This is a genomic window from Thermus arciformis (assembly GCF_900102145.1).
GTDB classification, from domain to species: domain Bacteria; phylum Deinococcota; class Deinococci; order Deinococcales; family Thermaceae; genus Thermus; species Thermus arciformis.
Window position 1 is genome coordinate 1 of sequence record NZ_FNBC01000050.1, and the last position, 12,927, is coordinate 12,927.

Below are 12,927 nucleotides of genomic sequence, written 5' to 3' on the forward strand. Positions count from 1 at the left end.
TTCGTGCTGGCCCTGAGGGAAGGCTTAAGCCTCCAGGAGGTCCCCCTGGAGGAGGCGGCGCAGGCCTTCCTGGGGCTCCTGGCCGTCCACCGCTTTCTGAAGGTCCTCGAGGCTACCCCCTGAGCACCCGCTTGTACCACACCTTAAGGGCCTCGAGGTCCCAGGCCACCACCGCCCGGCTGCCGTCGGGGTAGAGGCGCACCTCGTACTTCCTCGGGAACTCGGGCAGGAACCGCTCCACCTTGGGCCACCAGAGGTCCAGGGCCTGGGGCCTCAGCACCAGGTAGTAGGGCCCCTCCCCCACCAGGCCCATCACCTGCCCCTTGGGGAGGGGCGGGGGCAGGCCGAGGCCCCCAGGGGCCTCCTCCTCCTCCGGGGCCCGCCACACCCGCACCGGGTCCCGCCTCGGCCTCCCCTCCCCGGGGGGGCGCGCCTCCTTCGGGGGCTTCGGGGGGCCTTCGGGCCCGGGCGGGGCGGGCCTTTGGGCCTCCTCCCGGCGCCCCTCGGCCTCCTCGGGGGCGGCCCCCTTCCCCCGCCTCCCCTCCAGGTGCGGGTTCCGGTCCCCCTCTATGGGCTCGGGGAGGGGCCTCCCCCCCTTCCGGGCCAGGACCCACTTCCCCAGGGGGAAGGCCCGCTCGGCGAGGAGCCTCCCCCCCCGCAGGGCCCCCTCAAAGCGGTAGGCCCTCCTGGGCTCCAGGAAGGCGGTGAAGCCCCGGGCCCGGCCCAGGACGATCCTGAAGGCCTCCCCGCTCTTGGGCTGGACCACGACCACGAGCCTCCTCCGGTCGGCGTGGAGGAGGACCCCGTGCACCACCAGCTCTGGCCCCTCCATGGGGCGCTTGAGCTTGAGGGCCACATGGGCCTCCGTGAGCCTCCCCTCCTCGTCCGTGCGGGGCCAGAGGGTGAAGACCCCCTCCCCCCGGTGCTCCTCCGGCTGGCTCAGGGCGTACCCGGCCACCGCCACCTGAAGGCCCCGGGGCAGGCGGGGGCTCTGGAAGCCCTCCTCCCCAAGCCTCCCCTCCAGGAAGAGGGTGGCCTGGTGGGCCGGGTGGCGGGCCCCCGTCCGCTCCTTCCGCTCCTCCCTGGCCTCCTCCACGCCTCCTCCTAGAGGCCGAAGCGCCTCAGGACCTCCCGGGCCCGGTCCACCACGCTCCTCCCCGCCCCCTCGGGCTTGGCCTCCTCCTCCAGGGAGCGGAGGAAGGCCTCGAGGCTCTCCCGGGTGATGCGGGCCGAGCGGGGGGTGGGGTGAACCACCTTGAGGCGCCCCGCCTTCACCAGCCTGTAGATCGTCGTCCGACCCAAGCCGAGGGCCTTGGCCGCCTCGCTGTAGGTCAAGAGAAGCTTGCCGTCCAGAGGGTCCTTTTCGGGGGGGTCCCCCTTGGCCGTGGGGCTCTCCCGCATGCCCCCATGGTACAGAAGCGAGGCGGAGGGTCTTGGAACTTCCTGGAACTTCCAGACATCCAGACTCTGGAAGTCTGTAAGTCTGGAAGTCTGTGAGTTTGTCGCAAACATCCGCCTTTTGTCGCAACCTTCCGCCGGCCGCCTGGTCCCTCGCCCGCCCTTTTTTCGGGGGTTTTCGCCCTCCCGGACGGGGCTTTCCTTCGGTCGGCGCCTCCCTCCGCCACTTCGCCAAACAAATCTTTTGCGAATGCTATACTTCGGAAAAGCGGGGGCGGGGGCCCTCGAGGGCACTCCGGGCCCGCCCCCCGAAGGAGGTCCCATGAACCAGCCCGACCCCCACGCCGAGCTCCTCGCCCGCTTCCGCAGATACCTGGAGATGGAGGAGGGACGCTCTCCCCGCACCGCCAGGGAGTACCTCATGGACGCGGGCCTCTTCGCCCGCTGGTTCCGGGAGCGCCACGGCAGGCCCCCCCGCTTTGAGGAGGTGGGGAGCCAGCACATCCGCGCCTTCCTGGCCTCCCGGGAGGTGAGCCCCCAGCGGGTGGGGAGGGTCCTGGCCTCCCTGAGGAAGCTCTTCCGCTACCTGGCCGAGGTGGAGGGCCTACCCATCCTCAAGGACCCCACGGAGGGGGTCAAGCGGCCCAAGCTCCCCCGGAGGCTCCCGGTCTACCTCACCCCGCCCGAGGTGGCCCGCCTCCTCCAGGCGGCCTACCAGAACCGCTCCCCCCGGGTGGGCCTCCGGGACTGGGCCCTCCTCGCCTTCCTCTACGGCACGGGCCTCCGCCTCTCCGAGGCCCTGGCCCTCACCTACGCCGACATCACCTATCAGGACGGCGTCCCCCACGCCATCCGGGTCCAGGGGAAGGGGGGTAAGGAGCGGGTGGTGGTCCTCTCCCCCACGGCCCAGCGGGCCCTGCACCAGTGGCTCAAGCACCGGAACCTCGAGGGCCACCCCACGAGCCCCTACATCTGGAGCCACACCACGGGGCCCAACCGGGGGAAGCCCTTCTCCGCCCGGGCGGTGGAGGCCATGGTGAAGCGGGTGGCCAGGCGGGCGGGGCTCAAGGACTGGCAGCGCATCACCCCCCACAAGCTCCGGCACTCCTACGCCAGCGCCCTGGTGGAGGCGGGGCGGGGGATAGACGAGGTGAAGGAGCTTCTGGGGCACAGCTCCATCAGCACCACCCAGGTCTACGTGCACGTGTCCCGCAAGCGCCTGGAGGAGGCCGCCCGGGCGCTTCCGGACGTGGTGGGATAAATTATGCAGTGGGAGTTGGTGTTTGGTTGGGAGGGGTGTAGCGATGAAGAGTAATCAGAGTGCACAAAGCGATAGGGAAAAACTGTTCTTCAAATATGTGTGGGATCATACCGGGGATGATTTTTACGCCAGCTTTGATATCCCTCCTGAACGAAAAGAACGCCTGTTAAATAAGGCTATCGCTCTTATGGAAAATATACAACTTCCTGAAGAAGAACTTGTTTTGCTTTTGACAAAGCTGGTTAACGATGGAGGAGCGCCGGATACCGAATTTTTGGCTTATGTAACCCAAATTGCTGGCTATACGCGGAGTAAAATCCTATCGGACCTTGACGCTCAAAAACTTCCCAGGCCAAGCTCTCTTGAAGGCCTCATTTCTAAGAGGGGAAAATTTCAGACACACCCTTCTTGGAAAAGGGCAGCTGCCATGCTTATCTTGAGATTGAGAGAAATTCTCATTCACTTATCTGAAGATGACTGGAAAAGTAGGTTGAGGGCTTTGGATTTAGCTACATATCCTGGGTATATCCGTCAAGAGAGGGCAAAGTATATTGGCCATTACGCAGAAAAAGTGCTAGCAGAAGTCTTGGATCGCTTGGAGATACCGTTCGTCCCCAAGCAGAAAAAGGACAATCCCCTCTATGGAGATGTTACCCTTGAACTTCAGAGAGAATCTGGAGAGTCCGAGAAAGAATCGTTTGATCTTATCATCCCTCACGATAAGGAGCCGGTAATAGCGATTAAATCAACGATTCACACTTCAAATACGGGACAGTATGGGGAAAGCAAAGACAAGCTAGAGATAGAAAAAGCGCGTAATTTATTAGATGAATTGAGCCGTAAATCAAGCAGAAAAATCATTCTAGTCGCTTTAGCTGATGGTGTGGGTTATAAGAGCAATAGAGAGGCTCTAAGGGGCCTTTTCCAGTACGCAGATGAAGTGGTGCAGTTTGCGACCCTATGGAAAATTCCAGTTATGGCGGCAAAAGAATTGGGCTTAGGGCACGTAACAGTTGAATTTTACGGAACCAATACCGATCAAGCTGAAGATTTTTCGGAATTTATAAACAAGTGGGAGGTTGGCCTGGGTTGTAATAAATGTGATTCTGGAAAGTGCAAAGAAGCAAAGATTGGAAAAATAGCAAAGGTTTGTCTCCTAAAAGATTAAGAAGATGGCGAAGCCCTCGTGGCCCAGGAAGGTCTCTTCCGCCCCTTCCATGAGGTCCTCCCCGTAAAGAACAGGGGGTCTTTGAGAAATCGGAATCCCCGCTCCACTGTCTGGATCTGGTCCTTGTGCCGCCTCAGCACCTCCCAGGGGGGAAGCCCCTCCGGGTCCAGCGTGTTCTTGGCCAGGAGGGGGCGTCCAGCGTGCGGATCACGCGGCCGTCGTTGAGGAGGCCTGGGGTGATGCTTTCTCCCAGTAGCCACTTCGTGGGCTCGCCTTCCCAGTGGTGGCCGAAGAGGTAGAGGGGGGAAAAGACAGAGTCCAGGGCAGAGTCCAGGGCGTTTCTGCTTCCCCGTCAGGGTAACACCTTGGGGATGGCCGCTTTCAGGGCCACCCCCGTGCTCGCCTTTTCCCCCGGGCGAGAGCCCACCCGTTGGTCCACCAGGGGGATGGGCCCGATACGGTCTACGATGCCGGCCACCAGGCCCAGGTGGCCGAGGTCGTACACCTACAGGTCGGGTGTGGCTGCCTTCCTAAAATCCTGGGGCGGGGGGAGGATTGGTGCGGAATGTGGGCTCTTTCATTAGAACAACCTCGTTTCGCATTCGCTCCTTGTTTTCTTTCTATACTTTCGGTTAGCCTTTGGGGGATGGGGATCTATCCCGTGTATGATGTCCATTTCGGTAAATGGCGGGGGGCTCCATGGTTCCATTATCCTCTTTTCTATAAGCGATCTGTATTGGCTGTTTATTTCGTATCCTATACCAACGCGATTAATGGCTGATGCTACCTTCAGGGTTGTGCCTGAACCTAGAAAAGGATCTAAAACGACCCCACCTGGATTAGTGAATGCGTAGATGACCATATATGCGAGCTCTTCTGGAAAAGCCGCAACGTGGTACCCCAAACTTTTGATGTTGGGAGGGCGGTAGGCGGGAATTCTCCACACGTTGCCAATACAACGACCTTCCGGATTCTTTTTGTGCTCTCGGGGGTCTGCCTCGGCGTATTTTTGGGGTACACGAATTTTGTTAAACGTATAGTCGTAGTTGTAAGACTTACCGAAAACTAAAAGGTACTCAAACTTATCGTCAAAAAGGCGGTTTATGTACGCAGCAGGTTGTGGGAGGGCGTTTGGCTTGTACCAGATTATCGTGTCAATAAGAACCCAGTCCGAAATGGTCTTGTATATGTCCATTGCCAAAGGTATGTATTTTCCCTTGACTCGGCGGTTGCCCACGTTGATGACTAGGATTCCGTTTTCTTTGGTTACCCTATACGCTTCTTTCCAAACAGCGTTAAGGCGCTCCAAGTAAGCATCGTAGTCTTCTTGCCCTATTTGACCTGGGTGGCCGTAATCTTTTAGGTTCCAATAAGGTGGACTCGTAAAGACAAGATCAACGGAGCTATCTTTTAATTGGCTCATTTTTTCTGAGGATGCAAAGAAAACAGCATTGCATTTTATTAGCAAATCTGGTCTAATGCCCGGGGCAAAGATAGCCTGGAGTTTCTCTATGCACGTATGAGGCGCCTCGTTGTTGTTAATTTTAGGTGCCTCCGCTTGCCTTTCTTCCATCGTCAGGTTTTTGTTATGGAGAACAGCTTTCATGGTTTCTCCTCCGAAAAAGTCGGAAAACCATATTCCTGAAGAAGTCTATCCACCGCCCAGCGGATGAGGGTGTTCTCCGTGATCCGCTCCCCCTTCCCCTTCCTCTCCCGGTTGAGCCTCCGGGCCAGGGCGGTGAGGGCGTCCAGCTGGTCGGGGCGGAGGCGGCACTCCTTGCGGACGTAGGTGAGGTAGGGGGGGAGGGGGCGCCCCCCGGGGCCTTCCCCCTTCGGGGACGCCTCGAGGCCCCCCCCGTGAGGGGCCTCCCCGGTTCTCTCCTCCCGGGGGGTGGGAGCCTCCTGAAGGCCCCCCGCCTCCTCTCTCACCAGCTCCGCCAGGCGCTTCCGCTTCACGCCTCCCTCCTTTCCGGGGTCCGGGCGAGCTCCCTGAGGAGCTCCTCCGCCACCCGGCGGTAGTCCGCCTCCGCCTCGCGGGCATTGGGGCCGCGCCAGCGGGTGATGGGCTTGCCGTCCAGGGTGGCCCGCTCGTGGGCCTTGTAGGCCCGCACGAAGGCGTGGAAGGCGGGCACCCCGGCCTCCATGAGGGCGGTCTGGGCCTCGAGGGCCTCCCCCAGGCTCCGGGGGTCCACCCGGGTGAGGAGGACCCGGTGGGCCACCCCTAGGGGGCGGATGGCCCGCCGCACCGTCTCCACCAGGGCCTCGAGGTCCAGGGGGGCGGGGGGCGTGGGGAGGACGGCGTAGTCCGCCGCCCTGAGCACCGCCTCCAGGGCCTCGGAGCGGAGGGCGGGGGGTGTGTCCACCACCACCACCCCGTAGCCCTTCACCCGCCTCAGGCGGAGGAGGAGGGCGGGGTCCGTCTCCTGGGCCAGGTCAAAGGGCATCTCCCCCCGGCCCGCCCACCAGGAGGCGGAGCCCTGGGGGTCGGCGTCCACCAGCAGGACGGGGCCCCCCTCGGCCAGGATGGCGGCCAGGTTGACGGCGGTGGTGGTCTTGCCCACCCCGCCCTTGCCGTTCACCACGGCCACCACCCTCACCCCAGCACCTCCCTCAGGGCCTCCTCCAGGCGCTCCTCGCTGCCCAAAAGCCGCACCCCCTCCTCCCAGGGCACCCGCCAGAGCCGCCCCGCCTTCTGCCCCCGCACCTGTCCCTCCCGGAGCCAGCGGCGCACCGTCTCCGGGTCCACCCTTAGGGCGCGGGCCAGCTCCTCGGGGGTGAGGAAGAGGGGTTTGCCCACGGGAGGCATGCTACCCAAAGAACCCGTGGAAGGCAAGAGGGAGCTCCTTGAGCCCCTAGACTTACAGACTCTGTAACTTCGGAACTCTGTAACTTCCAGACTCTGTAACTTACAGACTTACAGACTGCCGAAAAGGGAGTACGGGAAGACGGCGCTTCTCGGGGAGCTCCTCCCCGCCCTCGAGGCCTGGGCGGGGCGCTACTCGGGGAACGAGGAGCCTGACCAGGTGTGGAGGCTTGGTGAAGCCCCTACCCGAGCAGGACCACCCGGAGCTTCCCCTCGTACCGGGCGAGGTCGGCGTCCGTGGTCCAAAGCTCCCTCGCCCCCGCCTCCAGGGCCGTGGCCAGCACCAGGGCGTCCACCAGGGGCAGGTAGAGGCCGTGGGAGAGCCGGGCCGCCCGCTCCCCGATGGTCCAGTCCGGCCAGACCACCCGGCAGACGGCGGGGATGGCTTGGAGGAGGAGCTCCGAGTCTTCCTTGGCCAGGGCGCCCTTTAAGCTCAGGCGCAGGAGCTCCACCAGGGAGAGGCCCGACACCACCCCCTCCCCCTCCCCTTCCGCCAGGGCCCGCCACAGGGCCCCGGCCTCCTCGTGCCCCTCCAGAAGGCGGAGGAAGAAGCCGGTGTCAAGGGCGGTCACGCCGCCCCTCCTCCAGGAGGCGGTGGGCCTCCTCGGCCACCCGGACCTTCCCGGCCCGCTCCAGGACCTTCAGGCCCAGGGCCTTGCGCCGGCGCTCCTTGAGGTAGGCCTCCAGGGCCTCGGCGGTGAGGGCGCTCATGGACTTGCCCTCGTTCTCCGCCGCCTGCCGGAGGAGGCGGGCCAGGTCCTCGGGAATGTGGACGGTTAGGCGCATACAGGAAGAGCATAACACGGGAGGGAAGGGGCTGGGTCCGGGGCCGCGGGGCCCCTAGCCCTGGCCCCCGGGCTTTTCCAGGGAGTCCAGGGCCTCCTCAGTTGCAGACTTACAGACTTACAGACTCCGTAACTTCCAGACTTACAGACTACCGAACTTACAGACTCTGTTAGTCTGGAAGTATGTTCGTGGGCCGGAAGGAGGAGGGGCGGGCGGTCCTCCTCTCGGTGCGGGCCGGGAGGGGGGTGGTGCTCTCCGCCCCGCCGGGGTACGGGAAGACGGCGCTCCTCAGGGAGCTCCTCCCCGCCCTCGAGGCCTGGGCCCCCGTGGTGTGGACGGAGCGGGTGGCCCCCTTCGGCGCCTTCCTCAAGGACCTCTTCCGGGGCCTCTGGGACGCCGGGGTGCCCGTGGAGGGGGTGGGGCGGGGCAAGGACCCCGAGGCCGACCTCAAGGCCTGGCAGAGGCGCTACCCGGGGAACGAGGAGAAGGCGAGGAGCCTCCTCAAGGCCCTCAAGCGCCCCGAGGGGGTTAACCCCATCACCCTCGTCGTGGACGACGCCACGGGCATCACCCCGAGCATGGTCCCCTGGCTCGTGGCCTTCGCCGAGGCGGCCACCCTGGTCCTCGCCGTCCACCCGGAGACCCTGAGGAAGGGGGGCACCAAGCGGCTCTGGATGCGCCTGGACCGGGTGGACCTCCCGCCCCTCTCCCCCAAGGAGACCCGGGAGCTCGCCCGGGCCCTGGTGGAGCGCTACGGGGTGGTGGCCGAGGACCTCGAGGCCTACCTCAACCGGGTGGTGAGCCTCTCCGGCGGGGTGCCGGGGGAGGTGGAGCGCCTGGTGCGGTACGTGAGCGCCGAGGACATCGTGCGGAACCGGGATGTGGGCACGGGCTACGCCGAAGGCCTGGCCCGGCGGGAGGAGCGGGGCATCGCCCTGGCCCCCATCCTCCTGGTGGCGGGGGGCGTGGCCATCGCCGCCCGCTACCTGGGCCTGGCCCGGGGCGAGATGGACCTCTATGTGGCCGGGGGGCTGGGCATCGCCGCCTTCGTGGTCCTCTCCCCCTGGCTCAGGAAGGTGGTGGTGGCCCGGTGAGGACGGAGATGGAGGAGTTCCTGCGGCTCTTGGAGGAGGCCTCCGTGGTGCGGGTGGACGGGACCGGCCAGTACTACCTCCTCCGGCACCCGGAGGTGGGTTGGAGGCTCTACCAGAAGGGCATTGAGGCCGCCTTCCTTCTTGCCGAGGGAGAGAAAGCGCTCTACTGGGCCCCGGAGTTCCGGGTGCCGTTGCCGGAGGTGGTGTGATGGCGTGCCCCATGTGCGGCGGGACGAGGCGCATCGCGATCCGCCTCCCCGATGGCCGGGAGCTGGAGACGGCCTGCCTGGAGTGCCTGGACCGGGAGGCGGAGGACTTTGAGGAGGACGATGAAGGGGGCGTCTTCGTTCCCTGGGAAGTGCTGGACCTGGTTTAGGGCCCTTCTCTTCGCCCTCCTCCTCCCCGCCCTGGCCCAGGGCCTCACCGAGGGGCAGGCCCGCCTCCTGGACCGCCTGGCGGAGGAGGCCCTGAAGGCGGACCCCGCCTACCTCCAGGCCCTCGCCGACCTCGAGGCCGCCCGGGCCTCCCTCGGAATACTCGGGGCGCTCTCCGCCGAGGCGGGGGCCTCCCTGGCCGGGGAGTACGGGCAGGTGGCCCCCTCCTACCGCCTGGCCCTAAGCCTCAACCTGGCGGACCTCTTCCGGGACCGGGGCCCCGCCCTCCGGGCCCTCGAGGCCCGCGCCGAGGCCGCCCGGCGGGAGGCGAGGGTGCGGGTGGCGGAGGCCTTCTTCCGGTGGCTCGCCGCTCGGGAGGCGGCCCGGGCCGCCGCTGACGGGGTGGAGGCGAGGGAGGCGGAGCTAAAGGCCCTCCAGGCCCGGGCCCGGGTGGGGGCCGCCGCCCCCCACGAGGTCCTGGCCGCCGCCGAGAGGCTCTCCCAGGCCCGCCTCGCCCTCTACCGGGCCAACCTGGACCTGGCCTTGGCCCTGGAGGACCTGGCCCGGGCCGTGGGCCTGCCCCTGGACGCCCTGAGAGGGCTTCTGAGGCCCCTGGAAGAGGAGGGGGGCACTCCTGGTGCCCCCCGGCCCCCCAAGGGGCCTTAAAAGGCTTTTGGGAGGGAAAGGTGCGGTTTTTAGGATTGCTTCTACTTATTCTCCTCTCCGCCTGCGAGGCCCCGGTGGCCGAGCACCGGGAGGAGGTGCCCCTCCGCCTCTTCCGCTGGGAGGGGAAAAGCCCCCGGGTGGAGGTCCTCCCCGCCGAGCCCCTCCGGGTGGAGGTCCGGCTCTACCGGGCGGGGAGGGAGCTCTCCGCCCACCTCCGGGCCCTGGGGGGCCTCGAGGCCGAGGGGGACCTGGCCCTGGTCCTGGAGGGGCCGGGGGGCGAGGCGGCGGGGGAGGCCTTCGGCTCCGGGCGCTTCCTCCAGGCCTGGGCCCTCCTCCCCGCCCCCGCCTGCGCCTTCTGGCTGGTGAGCCTCTCCCCAGACCCCTTCCTGGGGGAGGCGCTGGAGGTGCGGAGCTACGAGGCCTCGGGGAGGCTCTGCGAGGGGGAGCGGTGAGGGTGGAGGAGCTGGAGCGCCTGCGCCGGAGGGTGGCGGAGCTTGAGGCCGAGCGGGAGAAGCTCCTCGCCCGCCTTGCCTACCTCGAGGCCCTCGCCCGCCCGGGCGCCCGGGGTGGGGTCCTCTCCCGGGAGCGGGCCCTGGAGCTTCACGGCCTCCTCTCCGCCGTCTGGCTGGAGCTGAACGAGCTCCACCCCGCCCGGGTGCCGGAGCTGGACCGGGCCCTGAGGATCCTGGAGGAGGCCCTTAGGCGATGACCGCCGGGACCCACCTCGCCGGGGCGGCCCTCACGGCGAGCCTCCTCCGGGGCCTGGGGGTGGAGGTGGGCCTCCTGGAGGGCCTGGCCCTGGCCTGGGGCTCGGTGATGCCCGACATAGACACCACCACCTCCGGGCCCGGGAAGTTCGTGCGCCCTCTTTCCTCCTTCCTGGAGCGGCGCTTTGGCCACCGCACCCTCACCCACTCCCTCCCCTTCCTCCTGGCCCTCGCCCTCCTCCTCCTTCCCCTGCGGGAGGCGAGCCCGGGGGCCTACTGGGCCTTCCTGGCCGGCTACCTCTCCCACCTCCTCCTGGACACCCTGAATGTGAACGGGGTGCCCCTCCTCTGGCCCTGGCGGGTGCAGTTCTTCTTCTTCCCCTCCCGGGAGTGGCGGATCCGCTACGCCTCCCCCCAGGAGGCCACCCTGGCCCTCTTCCTGGCCCTCTCCGGCTTCGCCCTCTGGCCCCTTTCGGGCCGGGGCTTTGCTTCCACTTTCCGCCACCTGGTGGGCACCCCGGAGGTGGCCGTGCTGGACTACCTAGACTGGCGGGACCGCTGGGAGGTTTGGGCTGATGTCAAGGGCTTCAACCGCGAGACCCAGGAGCCCGTGGAGGGGCGCTTCCTGGTGGTGGAGGCCCTGGGGCGGGAGGGCGTCCTGGTGGAGGACGAGCTGGGCCGCACCCTGGCGGTGAGCCGGGACGGCCAGGTGGTGGCCTACCGGGTGCGCATGGTCCGGGGGAGGCCCCAGGCCCTCAAGGAGTGGCGGCTTGACCTCTCGGGGAGGCTCCTCGCCGACCTCCTCCAGGCCCTCCCCCGCTCCGCCCGGAGGGTCTGGATCACCGGGGAGGCCCGCCCCGCCACCGCCCCCCCGCCCCTCGTCCCCCCGGTGGGCACCTACCCCCGGGTGGAGGCCTCCGAGAACCCGCCCCGCCTCCGCTTCCACGCCGCCCGCCCCGAGGACCTGGCCCCCCTCGCCGGCCTCTACCTCCAGGCGGGGAGCGCCGTGGTCCGGGCGGCCTTCGCCCCCGGGGAGGAGGCCGCCCTGGAGCTTCCCGCCCTCCCCGCCCTGCCCACCCTTCACCCCCTGGTCTTCTCCCTCCCCTCCCTCTCGGGGCTTCTGGTCAAGCCCGGGGACCGGGTGGAGGAGGGGGAGCCCATCGCCCGGCGGGTGGAGGAGGGGCCCCTGCAGGACCTCGAGGACCAGGCCCAGGCCAAGGCGGAGGAGGCGGCCCGCCTGGAGGGGGAGCTTTCCCGGGCGGAGGAGCGGTGCCGGGCCGAGCGGGAGGCCCTCCGGGGGGAGCTTGCCCGCCTGAGGGACGAGGTGGGCCGCCTGCGCTACCTGGTGGCCCAGGGGGCGGAGGCCCCCCTCCGCCTCGCCGAGGGGGAGGCCCGCCTGGAGGAGGCCGAGGCCCGCCTGACCCGCCTGGCCCTGGACTGCGCCGGGGAGAAGGCCCGCCTGGAGGAGGCCATCCGGGAGGCCCGCCTCGCCCAAGCCCGCCTCCTCCGGCGCAGGGAGCGCGCCGCCGAGGCCCAGCTCGTGCGCTCCCCCGTCTCGGGGCGGGTGGTGGAGGTCAAGGTGCGGGACCTGAGGCCGGGGGAGGTGGTGGTGGAGGTGGTTATCGCGGAGTAAAGTAGATATGGGGGGTGACAAGCTTGAAGGCGATTTTGTTCATCCCCCGGACCCTGGGCGTGGGCTAACCCTACAAGGGGCGAGAAAAAGCCCACTTAGGCGAAAGGGGTGTGCGTAAAATCAAACTAAGGCCAATGACCCGGGGCACCGGCCCGGGGGCGATAAATAGGCCGGCGGACCGCTCAGGCGGGAGGAGTCCCCAGAATAAGGCAGGGCCACGCCCTGCCTTATTCCACTTCGCACCCCACCCCATCCCCGTCCCGGTCAAAGTGGTGCGGGTCCGGGGGCAGGATCTGGAAGCGCCTGTGGGGGATGTCCTTGCAGTCCAGGTCCGGGGGCGGCGGGGGGATGCACACCGTGGGATAGGCGGGGTCGCACCCTTTCCGGTCCGGGGCGGGGCCTTGGGGCCTCGAGGCCTGCCCCCCTCCCCACATCCCCACCCCCTTCGCCCTGGCCTCCCGGGCGGCCTGGAGGTAGAGGGCGGCGTAGCGGACATTGGGGGGCACGGTGTAGGGCTCGGCCCACCCGGCCCTCACCAGCTCCAGGTTCACCTGGAGGAACCGCCTCCCCCCGTGGATCCAGTCCCCCCTGGGATCCTCCAGGTACAGGTAGGCCAGCACCCTCCGGTAGCGATCCCGCTCCTGCGCGTCCAGCTCCACCCACACCTTCCTCCCCTGGAGCAGGCGGGCGAGGAAGGCCTTGGCCTCGAGGCCGAGCCTCACCTCCTCGGGGCCCGCGGTGCGGTGGTTGTAGGTGCTCTCCGGGGCGTCCACCCCGATGAGGCGCACCGGCCCGAGGCCCTGAAGCTCCACCGTGTCCCCGTCCACCACCTCGAGGACGGCCACCGGGCCCTGGAGCCTGCCCTCCGGGGCGAGGGCCAGGACCAGGGCGAGCAACCAGGGGAGAAGCCCGAGCGCTCTTGGACCCACCCCCTCAGCCTATCCGGTCCGCCACAGCCTCCCCCACCCCTTCCCCCC

18 protein-coding genes and 2 pseudogenes are annotated in these 12,927 nt (G+C 67.3%); 9 read left to right on the forward strand and 11 right to left on the reverse strand.

Translation table 11 applies throughout. The features are described from left to right. Positions 1–112: 112 nt before the first annotated feature. Together BLP62_RS14175 and BLP62_RS12210 are read right to left on the reverse strand one after the other, a co-directional pair. A complete protein-coding gene (locus tag BLP62_RS14175; RefSeq protein ID WP_244880388.1) occupies positions 113–1,096 on the reverse strand; it encodes a hypothetical protein in 984 nt (327 codons plus the stop codon). 8 nt (positions 1,097–1,104) lie between these two features. Beyond that, positions 1,105–1,401 (reverse strand): helix-turn-helix transcriptional regulator, encoded by a 297-nt coding sequence (locus BLP62_RS12210; protein WP_093008602.1) that lies wholly within the window; start codon positions 1,399–1,401, stop codon positions 1,105–1,107. 319 nt (positions 1,402–1,720) lie between these two features. Here BLP62_RS12210 and BLP62_RS12215 point away from each other — a divergent pair, with 319 nt between their 5' ends. Both BLP62_RS12215 and BLP62_RS13650 read left to right on the forward strand, forming a co-directional pair. Then, entirely contained in the window at positions 1,721–2,659 is a 939-nt protein-coding gene (locus BLP62_RS12215) for a tyrosine-type recombinase/integrase (protein WP_093008603.1), read from the forward strand. 43 nt (positions 2,660–2,702) lie between these two features. After that, positions 2,703–3,827 (forward strand): hypothetical protein, encoded by a 1,125-nt coding sequence (locus BLP62_RS13650; protein WP_143004370.1) that lies wholly within the window; start codon positions 2,703–2,705, stop codon positions 3,825–3,827. Between the two features lie 32 nt (positions 3,828–3,859). Here BLP62_RS13650 and BLP62_RS14550 read toward each other — a convergent pair. From BLP62_RS14550 to BLP62_RS12250, 8 genes and pseudogenes are all read right to left on the reverse strand, one after another. Beyond that, positions 3,860–4,024, reverse strand: a pseudogene (locus tag BLP62_RS14550) (IS1634 family transposase); the annotation flags it as partial. Continuing rightward, positions 4,018–4,332, reverse strand: a pseudogene (locus BLP62_RS14180) (DUF4277 domain-containing protein); the annotation flags it as partial. The pseudogenes BLP62_RS14180 and BLP62_RS14550, both read right to left, overlap by 7 nt. Before the next feature lie 75 nt (positions 4,333–4,407). Then, the gene (locus BLP62_RS12225; protein WP_093008605.1) at positions 4,408–5,433 is read right to left on the reverse strand and encodes a DNA-methyltransferase; all 1,026 of its coding nucleotides are present in this window, start codon (positions 5,431–5,433) and stop codon (positions 4,408–4,410) included. Then, the gene (locus BLP62_RS12230) at positions 5,430–5,783 is read right to left on the reverse strand and encodes an ATPase (protein WP_093008606.1); all 354 of its coding nucleotides are present in this window, start codon (positions 5,781–5,783) and stop codon (positions 5,430–5,432) included. Before BLP62_RS12230 ends, BLP62_RS12225 begins: the two co-directional genes overlap by 4 nt. Then, the gene (locus tag BLP62_RS12235) at positions 5,780–6,424 is read right to left on the reverse strand and encodes a ParA family protein (RefSeq protein ID WP_176758225.1); all 645 of its coding nucleotides are present in this window, start codon (positions 6,422–6,424) and stop codon (positions 5,780–5,782) included. Before BLP62_RS12235 ends, BLP62_RS12230 begins: the two co-directional genes overlap by 4 nt. Further along, positions 6,421–6,633, reverse strand: coding sequence for a helix-turn-helix domain-containing protein (locus tag BLP62_RS12240; RefSeq protein WP_093008607.1), 213 nt, complete (start codon positions 6,631–6,633; stop codon positions 6,421–6,423). Before BLP62_RS12240 ends, BLP62_RS12235 begins: the two co-directional genes overlap by 4 nt. Before the next feature lie 239 nt (positions 6,634–6,872). Next, positions 6,873–7,262, reverse strand: a complete 390-nt coding sequence (locus BLP62_RS12245) for a type II toxin-antitoxin system VapC family toxin (protein WP_018461177.1) — start codon at positions 7,260–7,262, stop codon at positions 6,873–6,875. Further along, positions 7,249–7,476 carry a ribbon-helix-helix protein, CopG family gene (locus BLP62_RS12250; RefSeq protein WP_018461178.1) on the reverse strand — a complete coding sequence of 76 codons (228 nt, stop codon included), beginning with the start codon at positions 7,474–7,476 and terminating at the stop codon, positions 7,249–7,251. The genes BLP62_RS12245 and BLP62_RS12250 overlap by 14 nt, the downstream gene beginning before the upstream one ends. Before the next feature lie 182 nt (positions 7,477–7,658). On the opposite strand from BLP62_RS12250, the gene BLP62_RS12255 reads away from it, so the two are divergent. The 7 genes from BLP62_RS12255 to BLP62_RS14440 are packed head-to-tail and all read left to right on the forward strand — an operon-like array spanning position 7,659 to position 11,950. Next, positions 7,659–8,570: a P-loop NTPase family protein gene (locus BLP62_RS12255; protein WP_093008608.1), complete on the forward strand. Its 912-nt coding sequence runs from the start codon at positions 7,659–7,661 to the stop codon at positions 8,568–8,570. Between the two features lie 8 nt (positions 8,571–8,578). Next, positions 8,579–8,779, forward strand: coding sequence for a hypothetical protein (locus BLP62_RS12260; RefSeq protein WP_018461180.1), 201 nt, complete (start codon positions 8,579–8,581; stop codon positions 8,777–8,779). Next, positions 8,779–8,946, forward strand: a complete 168-nt coding sequence (locus BLP62_RS14430; protein WP_176758226.1) for a hypothetical protein — start codon at positions 8,779–8,781, stop codon at positions 8,944–8,946. Before BLP62_RS12260 ends, BLP62_RS14430 begins: the two co-directional genes overlap by 1 nt. Beyond that, entirely contained in the window at positions 8,900–9,610 is a 711-nt protein-coding gene (locus BLP62_RS12265) for a TolC family protein (protein ID WP_093008609.1), read from the forward strand. The genes BLP62_RS14430 and BLP62_RS12265 overlap by 47 nt, the downstream gene beginning before the upstream one ends. A 35-nt stretch (positions 9,611–9,645) precedes the next feature. Continuing rightward, positions 9,646–10,062, forward strand: coding sequence for a hypothetical protein (locus BLP62_RS14435; RefSeq protein ID WP_176758224.1), 417 nt, complete (start codon positions 9,646–9,648; stop codon positions 10,060–10,062). After that, complete coding sequence (locus BLP62_RS12275) at positions 10,059–10,319, forward strand: hypothetical protein (RefSeq protein ID WP_018461184.1); 261 nt, start codon at positions 10,059–10,061, stop codon at positions 10,317–10,319. The genes BLP62_RS14435 and BLP62_RS12275 overlap by 4 nt, the downstream gene beginning before the upstream one ends. Then, positions 10,316–11,950 (forward strand): metal-dependent hydrolase, encoded by a 1,635-nt coding sequence (locus tag BLP62_RS14440; protein WP_093008611.1) that lies wholly within the window; start codon positions 10,316–10,318, stop codon positions 11,948–11,950. Before BLP62_RS12275 ends, BLP62_RS14440 begins: the two co-directional genes overlap by 4 nt. 227 nt (positions 11,951–12,177) lie before the next feature. Here the strand turns inward: BLP62_RS14440 and BLP62_RS12285 are convergent, their stop codons facing one another. Further along, entirely contained in the window at positions 12,178–12,879 is a 702-nt protein-coding gene (locus tag BLP62_RS12285) for a thermonuclease family protein (protein WP_093008612.1), read from the reverse strand. Positions 12,880–12,927: the final 48 nt, after the last annotated feature.

What these genes read in the sequence shown, in the direction of transcription:
- BLP62_RS12225 (WP_093008605.1), bottom strand. Translation starts at nt 5,433, where the DNA reads ATGAAAGCTGTTCTCCATAACAAAAACCTGACGATGGAAGAAAGGCAA.
- BLP62_RS14430 (WP_176758226.1), top strand. Translation starts at nt 8,779, where the DNA reads ATGGCGTGCCCCATGTGCGGCGGGACGAGGCGCATCGCGATCCGCCTC.
- BLP62_RS12240 (WP_093008607.1), bottom strand. Translation starts at nt 6,633, where the DNA reads ATGCCTCCCGTGGGCAAACCCCTCTTCCTCACCCCCGAGGAGCTGGCC.
- BLP62_RS12215 (WP_093008603.1), top strand. Translation starts at nt 1,721, where the DNA reads ATGAACCAGCCCGACCCCCACGCCGAGCTCCTCGCCCGCTTCCGCAGA.
- BLP62_RS12250 (WP_018461178.1), bottom strand. Translation starts at nt 7,476, where the DNA reads ATGCGCCTAACCGTCCACATTCCCGAGGACCTGGCCCGCCTCCTCCGG.
- BLP62_RS13650 (WP_143004370.1), top strand. Translation starts at nt 2,703, where the DNA reads ATGAAGAGTAATCAGAGTGCACAAAGCGATAGGGAAAAACTGTTCTTC.
- BLP62_RS12255 (WP_093008608.1), top strand. Translation starts at nt 7,659, where the DNA reads ATGTTCGTGGGCCGGAAGGAGGAGGGGCGGGCGGTCCTCCTCTCGGTG.
- BLP62_RS12265 (WP_093008609.1), top strand. Translation starts at nt 8,900, where the DNA reads ATGAAGGGGGCGTCTTCGTTCCCTGGGAAGTGCTGGACCTGGTTTAGG.
- BLP62_RS14440 (WP_093008611.1), top strand. Translation starts at nt 10,316, where the DNA reads ATGACCGCCGGGACCCACCTCGCCGGGGCGGCCCTCACGGCGAGCCTC.
- BLP62_RS12260 (WP_018461180.1), top strand. Translation starts at nt 8,579, where the DNA reads ATGGAGGAGTTCCTGCGGCTCTTGGAGGAGGCCTCCGTGGTGCGGGTG.
- BLP62_RS12210 (WP_093008602.1), bottom strand. Translation starts at nt 1,401, where the DNA reads ATGCGGGAGAGCCCCACGGCCAAGGGGGACCCCCCCGAAAAGGACCCT.